The following is an 11,883-nucleotide window of genomic DNA, read 5'->3' on the forward strand; positions in this document are numbered from 1 at the left end:
CCCTCAGTCGTCGCCCGCCGCCGCGGGGATCTCGAGACCGTGCTGCAGCGCGGCGACGGTGCCGTCGAGAACCTCGTAGAGGCGGTCGAGGGACGGATCGGGGCTCGCCACCCAGTCGTCGAGCCCCACTCCGAACGCCGCGAAGCAGGTCGCGGCGGCGAGTTTCGCCCGCAGGTCGTCCTCGGCCAGTCCGCCGCGGCGGGCGAAACTCCGGGCCAGCGCGTCCCGGCGGCCGAACGTGCCGGTGAAATTCTCCTGGCGCAGTTGCGGATTGGTGATCAGCACCAGCCGCGCCCGCCGGGCGGTGTCGGCCTGGCGGCGCCGCAGCTCGGCCTCGGCATCGTCGAGCAGGAACTCCCGCAGCGCGGCCCGCAGCGCGACGAAGACCGCCTCGTGCGGCGGGCGGCGGTCCAGGGCGGCCAGCAGGTAGGACATGACGTCCTCCTCATGGCTGAAGACCACGGCCGCCTTGGCGGGGAAGTGACGGTGGAAGGTGCGCCGCGAGACCTGGGCGGCGTCGGCGATCTCCTGCACGGTGGTCTGCTCGAAGCCGCGGCGCTCGAACAGCAGCAGCGCCGCGTCGATCAATTCGCGCCGCACCCTGGCCTTCTCGCGTTCCCGCAATCCGGTCGGTGCCGTCATCCCGCCCTCTCGTGTCGCCGATATCCACCCTGGTGTCTCAAAGTGACACTTCTCAGGATAGTCTGACCGAAGTGTCTCACTGTGACACCAAAGCGAGACGATACGAGAGGACTCCTCCGATGACGCGACGCACCGTGATCACCCTGGTCTCGGCGGCCGTGCTGGCCACCGGGCCGCTCGCCGCCACCGCCCAGGCCGACCCGCCCGCCCGGGCCGAGGGCACGGCCCCGGGCGCCGTCGTCGGCAATGAGGCGCTGGCGCAGGACCTCTGGATCGACGGCACCGGCTCGGCCCGCAAGCTCACCTACTGGACCCGCGATTCCTCCGATCAGCCCGCGCTGTCCACCGGCGTGGTCTTCACCCCGGCGGGCGCCCCGCCGCCCGGCGGCTGGCCCGTGCTGTCCTGGGAGCACGGCACCGTCGGCATCGGCGACGACTGCGCGCCCTCGGTGGCCGGTCGCTCCGACCGTGACATGGGGTTCCTCGCCACCTGGATGAAGCAGGGCTACGCCATCGTCGCCACCGACTACATCGGCCTGGGCACCCCCGGCGTGCACGCCTACCTCGACGGCCGCGCCGAGGCGCACGCCGCCATCGACATGGTGCGCGCCGCCCGCGCCGTGGACGACTCGCTGGCCCCGAAGTGGGTGGCGATCGGGCAGTCGCAGGGCGGCGGCGCCGCGGTTTTCACCGCCTCGCTCGCGACACGCTATGCGCCCGAACTGGATTACCGTGGCGCGGTGGCAACCGGCCCGGCCTCCAATATCGTCGACGCCGCGACCCTGATCGGTCCGAACACCCCGCCCATCGGGTCCCCGCACATCACCGCCTACACCACCTACGTGTTCAACGGCCTGAAGGCGGCCCGCCCGGACTTCGACCTCGACAGCTACCTGACCCCGCTGGGCAAGCAGCTGGTGACCGACGCCCAGACCCTGTGCTTCGCTCCGATGGCCGAGCGTGCCACCGGTGTGTCGCTGAACCAGCTGGTGTCGCGGCCGCTGGTGGACGGCGATTTCGTGCCGACCGCGCGGTCGGTCATGGATGTCCCGCTGACCGGCTACGACCGGCCGCTGTTCATCGGGCAGGGCACCAATGACACCGATGTCCCCGCACCGCTCACCGCCAAGCTGGTCGCCGACATGGCCGTGGCCGGAACGCATCCCGAGGTGCACGTCTACGCGGGGAAGGACCACAGCGGCGCCATGCTCGCCTCCCTGGCCGACAGCGTGCCGTTCGTGGCGCGACTGTTCTCCTGACGCGAAAGGCCGAGTGGCACAGAGCCACTCGGCCTTGGCGTCGACCGATGGATCAGCCGATGGTGACGGTGGTGTCGATCAGACCGAAGACCTCGCCCTGCGGGCCCGACACGATGCCCATGCGCCCGAAGGGGCTGTCCGACGGGCCCATCAGGACGGTCGCGCCGAGCTCCTTGGCCTTGTCCAGCGCGGCGTCCGCGCCCGCGACCTGGAACCAGGTCAGCCAGTAGTTGGGGCCGTCGCCGGGCTGGCCGGTGCTGTCGGCCACGCCGCCCATCGGGCGGCCGTCCGCGCCGGCGAAGGTGGAGTACGGCATCTGCTCGCTGCCGATCTCGTCGAAGGACCAGCCGAAGACCTGCTTGTAGAACTCCTGCGACGGCGTGTACACGGCGGTGTGCAGGTCGTTCCAGCAGTACGCACCGGGCTCGTTGAAGATCCCGGCGCCGGTGTGCGCCTTGGCTTCCCACACACCGAACACCGCGCCCCCCGGGTCCGCACCGACGAACATGCGCCCGACATCCATCACGTCGAAGGGCGGCATGAACACCGAGCCGCCGGCCGCCGTGACCGCGCCCGCGACCGCATCGGCATTCTCGGCGGCGAAGTAGGTGGTCCACACCGAGGGCATGGCGGCCTCACCCATCTTGGGCCCGATGCCCGCGGCGGGCTTGCCGTTGAGCATCGCCATCAGATACCCGCCCGCCTCGGGCGGACTGTCGAGCACGTCCCAGCCGAGCAGCTGGGCGTAGAAGTCCCGCGCAGCGGCGGGATCGTCGACGGAACAGTCGACCCAACACGGAGTTCCCTGCGGCCAAACCTTGTCTGTCGTGGGCATACGGATCCTCCCGAGAATCGGTCGGTTGCGGCCTGTCGGAGGGCAGGCACATGGTCAGCTAACCATGCTTCCCGGCATTCCGGTCACGGAATACCGACTGGTCACGAACTTGTGTTGAACATTCCGGGAGCACCCGGGCATCGACCTGGCCAGTGGCAATTCCGGGTTCACGGCCGGTATGGGTAGGCGCCGCCGTCGATGACGATGCGCTGGCCGGTGAGATAGCCGGCGGCGGGGGAGACGAGGAAGGCGACGACGTCGGCTACCTCTTCGGGGCGGCAGACGTGGCCGAAGGGGGAGGTGGCGTCGAGGTCGGCGGCGTGGCGGTGGATGCCGCCGGACAGGGCTGCGGTCAGGCGGTCGCCCATGTCGGAGGCGACCAGGCCGGGGGCGACGATATTGACGTGGATTCCGTTGGGGGATTCCTCTTTTGCGAGGGTGTGGGCGAGGGCTTCGAGGGCGGCCTTGGCCATGTTGTAGGGGGCGCCGGCCGCGCCGAGGGCGTGGGCGGCGACGCTGCTGATCATGATGATGTCGCCGCGTTCGCAGGTGCGCATGCCGGGGAGGACGAGCTTGGTGAGGTGGTGCGGGCCGATGGCCTGAATGCGCAGCAGTCGCTCGACCTCCGCCGGATCGGTGTCGGAGACCAGGCGGCCACGGCTGGCGACGCCGCCATTGTGGACGAGGATGCTGATCGGGCCGAGCTCGTTCGTCACCCGGTCGACCATGGCGGTCACGGCCACCGGGTCGTCGACCGGGGCGTGCACGGCGAGGGCGGTGGCTCCCAGGGAATGCAGTTCGGCCACAGTGTCTTTCGCCGATTGCTCATGGCGCACCCAGTTGACCGCGACCGCCGCGCCGCGGGCGGCCAGCGCATGGCTGATGGCGCGCCCGATACCGCGCCCGCCGCCGGTCACCAGTGCGACTCGTCCGGCCAATTCGCCTGCTGCTGTGCTCACCTGATCAACATATGACACCTACCACGATTGCGGTCGAGAGTGTCGGCCATTACAGTCCGACCGTTGGGTACGCAGCGGTTCCTCAACCACGGGGTCGGGATGCAATTCACCAAGTTCAGGGGACGAATGCTGGGCGCGCTCGCCCTGTTCGCCACCGCAGTCACCGTCGGGGTACTGGTCCGGCCGCTGGCCACCGCCACTCCGGACGCCGGATCACTGGGCGCGGCCTGGACCGCGACCGAGGACGGGCCGCCGAAATATCCTGGCGTGCACATCGATTGGGACGTCCCGATCACCATGAGCGATGGCACCGTCCTGAAGGCCAATGTGTATCGGCCCATGGACGCCGACGGTCACATCGTCGACACCCCGCTGCCGACGGTCGTCAACCTCACCCCGTACACGAAACTCGTGTCCATGATCGCGGATTCGGCGCTGTCGATTCCCGGCCTGTCGGATGTGCTGTCGAACTTCCTGCAGGGTTTCGACCTGTCCGGTGTCGGCCTGGGCGGTCTCTCCGATCTGGTGAAGGTGGTGCCCGGCGGCGCGGCCCGCGTCTTCACCGCCGACCGGAAGCTGGTCCAGTCCGGCTACACCCAGGTCGTGGCCGACGTGCGCGGCACCGGCTTCTCCGAGGGCGTCTGGCAGGTCTTCCAGGAGCGTGAGCAGCTCGACAGCGTCGAGGTGATCAACTGGGCGGCCCAGCAGCCGTGGTCGGACGGCAAGGTCGGGATGTCGGGCATCTCGTACTCGGCGATCAATCAGGTGCAGGCCGCCGAACACCAGCCGGACGCGCTGAAGGCCATCTTCCCGGTCGAGCCCGGCAGTGACCTGGTGCGCGATGTGCTCGCCACCGGCGGCGCGCTCGGATTCGGTTTCATCCCACCGTGGTTGCTGGGTGTGGACAGCCTCAAACTGCTGCCGGATCTGACCTCGATCTTCTCCGGCGCCTTCGACTGGAAGTGGCTGGCCGACCGCCTGCAGAGCCCGTTCACCTTTTTCGACTACATCATTCAGGCGCTGACGGTGCAGTCCATCCCGGAGATCCCGGACAACCTGAAGAGCATCCTGGAACCCGACAGCAGCCTGCGCACCGCCTGGCTCGGGCATCCGGACCGGGTGCGGGTGCCGGCCATGGTCTACGGCGGCTGGCACGACATCTTCACCTACTCCGAACCCCGCATCTATGACGCGATTCCCTTGCCGCCCGGGCAAAAACAGCTGATCATGGGCGACACCTACCACGCCGATCCCGGCAGCGGCTTCGGCGCACCCGGGGCCCCGCCGCGCCTGGACGTGCTGGAGCGCGCCTGGTTCGACAGGTGGCTCGAGGGCATCGACAACGGCATCGACGGCTACGGCCCGGTGACGCTGTTCCAGCAGGGCGGCTCCTGGACCACGACGGACCAATTCCCGCGCAGCGACGTCGATTACCGCCGCCTGTACCTGTCCGGCGCGCCCAGCGGCACCGCTCCGATGAGTGTGCACGACGGCAGCCTGGTCGCCGATCCCGCCGGGCCGGAGCGGCTCACCGTCGCGCCCGGCGTCAACAGCCTGTGCTCACGCGATTCGGCGCAGATCACCGCGGGCGTCACGGCCGTCCTCGACGCCTGCGCCAAGGACGCGCGGCCGATGGAACTGAACGGCCTCACCTTCACCAGCCGACCGGTGGCCGACGCAACTCTCGTCTCCGGGCCGGTGAACGTGCACCTCAACACGGTGCTCGACGCCACCGACGGCTACTGGACCGCGACACTCAACGACGTCGCGCCCGACGGCAGGTCCACGGTGCTGACCTCCGGCCAGCTGACCGCGTCGCTGCGAAAGGTGGACGAGGACAAGGCGACCCGCTCGGCCAACGGCGACTACACCGACCCGTACCCGGTCCTCACCCTGGCCGATCGCGAGCCGCTCGTCCCCGGTCGGCCCACCACCGTCGATCTGGGCCTGACCGCCACCGACGCCGTCCTGCAGCCGGGCCACCGCCTGCGCATCGACGTCTTCGCGTTCAACTTCCCGCGCGGCCTGCCGCTGCGGCCGCTGTTGAACGAGAGCGAGCTGCTGCCCCAGCACATCGACCTCGACCCGACCGCGCCCAGCTGGGTGAACGTCCCTCTCGGCGGAAATATCGGCTGGTAGGGAGAAAAGAGGCCCTGTCGTCAGCGTGGACGGCAGGGCTTTCCGCTGTCCGGGTTCAGGATTCGAGCACGCCGACCACGTCGGCCTCGGCCATGACATCGTCGAAGGTGTCGCGGGCCAGCAGGTCGGCGTAGAAACCGTTGCGCTCCACCAGTTCCCGGTGCGTGCCGCGTTCCACCACGCGACCCTGATCGAGCACCACGATCTGATCGGCGTCCCGGATCGTGGACAGCCGGTGCGCGATCGTGATGGTGGTGCGATTCGCGGACAGCGCGTCGATCGCCGCCTGCACCTCGCGCTCGGTCCTGGTGTCCAGCGCGCTGGTCGCCTCGTCGAGCACCATGATGGGCGGATTCCGCAGGATGGCCCGCGCCACCGCCAGCCGCTGCTTCTCCCCGCCGGAGAAGCGGTAGCCGCGCTCGCCGACCAGGGTGTCGTACCCGTCGGGCAGGCTCATGATGTGGTCGTGGATCTGCGCGGCCCGGGCCGCGGCATGCAATTCCGCCTCTGTCGCATCGGGTTTCGCGAAGCGCAGGTTGTCGGCGACCGAGGAGTGGAACAGGTAGGTCTCCTGCGACACCACACCGACCGCCGCGGACAGGTCGGCGAAGGACAGCTCCCGCACATCCACGCCGTCGACGGTGACCCGGCCGGACGTCACGTCGTACAGCCGCGCCACCAGATACCCGAGAGTCGTCTTCCCCGAGCCGGTTTCGCCGACGATCGCCAGACTCGACCCGGCGGGCACCTCGATATCGATGTCGCTCAGCACGTTCCGATCCGCGTCGTAGGCGAACCCCACGCGCTCGAACCGCACCGCGCCCGTCACCTGCTCCGGCAGGGGCGTGGGCCGCTCGGGCTGCTCGATGTCCGGCCGCAGATCCAGGTATTCGAAGATCCGCCCGAACAGCGCCAGCGAGCTCTGAATGTCGACGCCGGTCGACAGCAGCATGACGGTCGGCCGCAGCAGGCCGCTCTGCAGCGTGGTGAACGCGACCAGCGTGCCGATCGACACCAGCGGATGCCCCTGGGCCACGGTCATGCCCGCCGCCCAGTAGATGACCGCCGGCATGGCCGCCATCACGATCGAGATGGTCGACTGCCGCCACCGCCCGGCCATGCTGGAGCGGATCTCCAGATCCACCAGCCCCCGCGATTCCCGGGTGAAATCCTCGACCAGCGCGGATGAGCGACCCATGGTGCGTGACAACAGGATTCCGCTCACCGACAGCGATTCCTCCACGATCGCCGACATGCCCGCCAGCTTGCGCTGCTTCTCCGCGGTGATGCGCCGGCGCTCGGAGCCGACCCGGCGGCTGATCCACACGAACAGCGGCAGCATGACCAGCGAGACCAGCGTGAGTCGCCAGTCCAGCGCGAACATGGCGATGACCGCCGCGACGACGGAGGTGAAGTTGGAGACCAGCGAGGTGATCGTCGAGGTGACCGTGGACTGCATGCCGCCGATGTCATTGGCGATTCGCGACTGCACCTCGCCGGTGCGGGTGGTGGTGAAGAAGGACAGCGGCATGGACTGCAGTCGCGCGTAGACGGCCGACCGCAGATCGTGCATGACGTCCTGTCCGACCGCGGTCGAGATATAGGTCTGGAAGACGCCGAACACACTGTTCAGCGCCGCGACCGCGATCATGCCCACGGCCAGCAGGGTCAGCAGTCCGGTGCGACCCTGCGGCAGGGCGTCGTCGATGATGCCGCGCAGCAGGAACGGGGAAGCCAGACCGGCCAGCGAGGCCAAACCCACCAGGGCCGCGACCAGGGCCAAGCGCCCGCGATAGGGATGAAAGAGCCGGACGATCCGGCGAAGTTCAGGTTGTGAAGCCATCAGCGCCTCCTTTCGCAGGGAGTCACGCGCTATAACTGAGTTTGGCTCATAATTGTTCCGAGGACAATGAGTTATGCTCTGGATCATGTCGAGCAGTCCTGCAGACGAGCCGCGCGCGACGGGCGAGAGGCGTGTCGTTCCCGACGATGACCTCGCCGAACTCTTCCTGCGCACCACCAAACGGCTGCGCCGCACGCAGTCGGCGCGGCTGTCGCCGCTCGGCCTCACCCCGGCCCAGGCCCGCGCGCTGCGCATCATCGGCCGCGCCGACGAGCACGGCGACGAACCGCTGCGCATGTCCGCCCTCGCGGAGCACCTGGGCATCGTGCCGCGCTCGGCTACGACCGTCGTCGACGCCCTGGTCGCCGCCGGACTGGTTGCCCGCGAACCGGATCCGGCCAACCGCCGCGCCACCCTGGTGACCCCGACCGCGGCGGGCCGCCGGGTAGTGGCTCGGATGTCCGACGCTCGCCGTGACGCCGCCGAAGAGATCTTCGCCGCCCTCTCGCCCGGTCAGCGCCACACCCTGCGCGAGCTTCTCGCCACCTTGGCGACCGACGACTGCACACCGCCGAACGCGGCGCTGACCCCGCGAACCGGCCCGGAGTAGCAGGTCGAGGGTCCGGTCGGTCGCGCGGATGGGTGGCCGGGCTGTCGTGAGCCTCGAGTACGGTCGGGAGCGTTGTGCCGATCCGATCTTCACCTCGACCCGGTAAGGAACCGATATGCCACGGGAGCTGGCCGACCTGCCTTTCGCGCGTTTCCTGGAACCGCAGGAGACGCTGCTCGATGAGGGCGCTTACGACTGTGCCCATTTCGACGGCCTCTCACTCGACGATCCGCAGCTGCGCGGCGTGACCTTCACCGAGTGCGCCATCTCGGCCACCACGGTGACCGGAGGTTTCTTCCGGTATTCGCGGTTCAACGATGTCTGGCTGGGCAGTACCCGCTGGATTCGGACCGATCTGTCCGAAACCAATTGGATGGATTCGGAATTCGTGCTCGCGGCCATGTCGGGGGTGGAGGCGTTCGGGTCGGCGCTGCGGCGGGTGAGTTTCCACAACTGCAAGTTCGATTCGGTGAATCTGCGTGGTGCGGTGCTGACCGATGTCTCGTTCGTGGATTGCGTGCTGCGGGACGTGGATATCAGCGAGGCGACGCTGACCTCGGTGACCTTCCCCGGCTCGGAGATCTCCGGGCTGTCGCTGCGCAATGCCAAGTTGAAGAAGGTCGACCTGCGTGAGGCCCGGTCGATCGGCATCTCCAGCGGGGTCGAGTCGCTGTCGGGTGCGCTGGTCACCAATACGCAGCTGCTCGAGCTGGCCCCGGTCTTCGCCCACTCCTTCGGAATCCTGGTCAAGGACCTGTAGACGAAAGCGGCCAAGGATCGCTTGTTAGTAGCGCTAGTGAACTGACTCGAGTTACGCTCCTCACATGACGGAGTGGCGGCCCACGGCGTGCATCCTGTGCGAGTGCAACTGCGGCATCCAGGTGCTGCTCGGGCCGGACGGCCGGTCCTTCGAGAAGATCCGCGGCGACAAGCTGCATCCGGCGTCGGAGGGCTACACCTGTAACAAGGCCCTGCAGCTGGACCGCTACCAGAACGGGCACACCGGCCGGCTGACCTCGCCGCTGCGGCGGCGTGCGGACGGCAGCTTCGAGGAAATCGATTGGGAGACAGCGATTTCCGAGGTGTCGGCCAAGCTGCTGGAGGTCGGGCACCACTTCGGCGGTGAATCGATCTTCTATTACGGCGGTGGCGGGCAGGGCAATCACCTGGGCGGTGCGTACGCCCCGGCGACCATGGCCGCGTTCGGCATGAAGTACCGGTCCAGCGCGCTGGCGCAGGAGAAGACCGGTGACTTCTGGGTGGGCGCGCGGATGACCGGCTACCCGATGCGCGCGGACGTCGAGCATGCCGAGGTGGCGTTCTTCATCGGCAAGAATCCGTATCAGTCGCACGGGTTTCCGCGGGCGCGCACGGTGCTGAAGGAGATCGCCAAGGACCCGGCACGGTCGATGATCGTGCTCGACCCGGTGCGCACCGAGACCGCCGAGCTGGCGGACTTCCACCTGCAGCTGCGGCCGGGCACCGACGTATACCTGCTGACGGCCATGGCCGCGATCCTGGTGCGCGACAACCTGATCGACGAGGAATGGCTGGCCGAGCACACCAGCGGCCGGGACGCGGTGCTGCCGGTGCTGCGAGCGGTGCCGATCGAAAAGTACTGCGCCATCGCCGACGTCGATCTGGACCTGGTGACCGCCGCGACGCACCGGCTGGCCCGTGCGAGCTCGGTCGCCGCGCTCGAGGACCTCGGCGTGCAGATGAACCGGTACTCGACGGTGGTCAGCTATGTCGAGAAGCTGGTCTGGCTGCTCACCGGCAATGTCGGAAAGCCGGGCACCCAATACGCTTTCACCGGCCTGAGCAATCTCGGCCACGACCGGGGGCATCCGGCGGGCGAGGGACCCAAGAGCCCGGTAGCCGGCGCGCAGATCGTGAGCGGTCTGGTGCCGTGCAATGTGATCAGCGAAGAGATCCTCACCGACCACCCGGCGCGTTACCGCGCCATGTTCATCGAGAGCGCGAATCCGGCGCACTCCCTGGCGGATTCGGCCCGCATGCGCGAGGCGCTGGCGGCGCTGGAACTGGTGGTCGTCATCGACGTCGCCATGACCGAGACCGCGCGCCTGGCCGACTATGTGCTGCCCGCGCCCACCCAGTTCGAGAAGTACGAGGCCACGTTCTTCAACTTCGACTTCCCGCGCAATATCTTCCACCTGCGGCACCCGGTGCTGCCCGCGCCGGCGGGCGTGCTGCCCGAGCCCGAGATCCACGCCCGCCTGGTCGAGGCCGCGGGCGTGCTGAGCGAGGCGGACTACGCGCCGCTGCGGGCCGCGCTCGCGCAGGGGCGGGAGGCGTTCGCCATGGCCTTCCTGGGGATCCTCGGCGATCCGGCGCGGTCGAAACTCGCTCCCGTGCTGCTGTATCGGACGCTGGGGGAGACGCTGCCCGACGGTGCGGCCTCGGCGGCACTGCTGTGGGCGGCGGCCTACAACATGGTGCGCAAGTTTCCGGCCAGCGTCGAACGCGCCGGGTACGGAACGGGTCTGGAGGCGGGGGAGCGGCTGTTCGAGGCGATTCTGACGGGCAAGCACGGCATCGTGATCTCCGAGGACGATTACGCGGAGACCTGGAACCGGGTGCGCGACAAGGTGATCCGGTTGGAGATTCCGGAGCTGCTGGAGGTGATCGCCACCCTGCCCGTGCCGACCGAGGACGACAGTGCGGACTGGCCGTTCATTCTCTCGGCGGGTGAGCGCCGGGCCTTCACGGCCAACACCATCTTCCGCGACCCGGCCTGGCGCAAGCGTGATGCGGCGGGCACCCTGCGCATCAGCACCGGCGATGCCGAGCGGCTCGGGCTCACCGCGGGCGACCTGGTCCAGGTGACGACCCGGCGCGGCACCGCGCAGGTCCCCGTCGAGCCCACCGACCGCATGCGCCCGGGCCACCTGTCGCTGCCCAACGGTTTCGGGCTCTCGGTCGCCGCCCCGGACGGCACCTCCGTCACCACCGGCACCGCCCCGAACGAGCTGACCTCCTTCGACGACCGTGACGAATGGGTCGGCACCCCCTGGCACAAGTACGTCCCCGCCCGCCTGGATACCGTGACCGCATGAAACGAACGAGTTTCGCGAACTGGCCGTGCACCGTCGCCCGCACCGTCGACCTGCTGGGCGACTGGTGGACGCCGCTCATCCTCCGCGAAGCTTTCTACGGCGCCAAGCGTTTCGACGATTTCGAATCCACCCTCGGTCTCAGCCGCAATATCCTCACCCAGCGTTTGAACCGATTGGTGGACGCGGGACTGTTGACCAAGGTTCCGTATCAGGAGCGGCCGGTTCGCCACGAATACCGGCTGACCGATCAGGGGCGCGATTTCTTTCCCGTCATCGCGGCCATGATGGCCTGGGGGGATCGGTACCTGGCTCCGGAATCCGGGGAGCCGGTGGTTCTGCATCACACGGCGTGTGACCACGATACGCACGCCGAGGTGGTGTGCTCGCATTGCCGGGAACCGTTGCGGCACGAGGACATTTCCGCTCGGCTGGGGCCGGGGTTTCCGGCTCGGCTTCGGAATACGGCATTAGCAACCGGTCGTTTTGGTGATGGGGATTGAAAAGCCTTGTATCAGAGTG

At 68.5% G+C, this 11,883-nt stretch carries 10 protein-coding genes; 6 read left to right on the forward strand and 4 right to left on the reverse strand.

What is annotated here, in order from left to right; all coding sequences use genetic code 11:
* Nucleotides 1-3: 3 nt before the first annotated feature.
* A complete protein-coding gene (locus tag ACWEQQ_RS28050) occupies nucleotides 4-642 on the reverse strand; it encodes a TetR family transcriptional regulator (RefSeq protein ID WP_452350336.1) in 639 nt (212 codons plus the stop codon).
* Nucleotides 643-761: 119 nt separating this feature from the next.
* Between ACWEQQ_RS28050 and ACWEQQ_RS28055 the strand changes: the two genes are divergently transcribed.
* On the forward strand, nucleotides 762-1,901 hold the full coding sequence (locus tag ACWEQQ_RS28055) for a lipase family protein (RefSeq protein WP_452350337.1): 1,140 nt from the start codon (nucleotides 762-764) through the stop codon (nucleotides 1,899-1,901).
* 52 nt (nucleotides 1,902-1,953) lie between these two features.
* Here the strand turns inward: ACWEQQ_RS28055 and ACWEQQ_RS28060 are convergent, their stop codons facing one another.
* Both ACWEQQ_RS28060 and ACWEQQ_RS28065 read right to left on the reverse strand, forming a co-directional pair.
* Nucleotides 1,954-2,736, reverse strand: a complete 783-nt coding sequence (locus ACWEQQ_RS28060; RefSeq protein WP_452350338.1) for a VOC family protein — start codon at nucleotides 2,734-2,736, stop codon at nucleotides 1,954-1,956.
* A gap of 167 nt (nucleotides 2,737-2,903) precedes the next feature.
* Nucleotides 2,904-3,695: an SDR family NAD(P)-dependent oxidoreductase gene (locus ACWEQQ_RS28065; protein ID WP_452342706.1), complete on the reverse strand. Its 792-nt coding sequence runs from the start codon at nucleotides 3,693-3,695 to the stop codon at nucleotides 2,904-2,906.
* Nucleotides 3,696-3,794: 99 nt separating this feature from the next.
* Between ACWEQQ_RS28065 and ACWEQQ_RS28070 the strand changes: the two genes are divergently transcribed.
* The gene (locus ACWEQQ_RS28070; RefSeq protein ID WP_452350450.1) at nucleotides 3,795-5,834 is read left to right on the forward strand and encodes a CocE/NonD family hydrolase; all 2,040 of its coding nucleotides are present in this window, start codon (nucleotides 3,795-3,797) and stop codon (nucleotides 5,832-5,834) included.
* A 55-nt stretch (nucleotides 5,835-5,889) separates the two neighbouring features.
* On the opposite strand, the gene ACWEQQ_RS28075 is transcribed toward ACWEQQ_RS28070, so the two are convergent.
* Entirely contained in the window at nucleotides 5,890-7,677 is a 1,788-nt protein-coding gene (locus ACWEQQ_RS28075; protein ID WP_452350339.1) for an ABC transporter ATP-binding protein, read from the reverse strand.
* 85 nt (nucleotides 7,678-7,762) lie between these two features.
* Here ACWEQQ_RS28075 and ACWEQQ_RS28080 point away from each other — a divergent pair, with 85 nt between their 5' ends.
* The 4 genes from ACWEQQ_RS28080 (at nucleotide 7,763) to ACWEQQ_RS28095 (ending at nucleotide 11,864) form a co-directional block, all read left to right on the forward strand.
* Complete coding sequence (locus tag ACWEQQ_RS28080) at nucleotides 7,763-8,287, forward strand: MarR family winged helix-turn-helix transcriptional regulator (protein WP_452350340.1); 525 nt, start codon at nucleotides 7,763-7,765, stop codon at nucleotides 8,285-8,287.
* 115 nt (nucleotides 8,288-8,402) lie between these two features.
* Nucleotides 8,403-9,047, forward strand: a complete 645-nt coding sequence (locus ACWEQQ_RS28085) for a pentapeptide repeat-containing protein (protein WP_452350341.1) — start codon at nucleotides 8,403-8,405, stop codon at nucleotides 9,045-9,047.
* A gap of 64 nt (nucleotides 9,048-9,111) precedes the next feature.
* A complete protein-coding gene (locus ACWEQQ_RS28090; protein WP_452350342.1) occupies nucleotides 9,112-11,364 on the forward strand; it encodes a molybdopterin-dependent oxidoreductase in 2,253 nt (750 codons plus the stop codon).
* A complete protein-coding gene (locus ACWEQQ_RS28095; protein ID WP_452342710.1) occupies nucleotides 11,361-11,864 on the forward strand; it encodes a winged helix-turn-helix transcriptional regulator in 504 nt (167 codons plus the stop codon). The genes ACWEQQ_RS28090 and ACWEQQ_RS28095 overlap by 4 nt, the downstream gene beginning before the upstream one ends.
* Nucleotides 11,865-11,883 lie beyond the last annotated feature (19 nt).

This window comes from Nocardia sp. NPDC004123 (genome assembly GCF_053603795.1).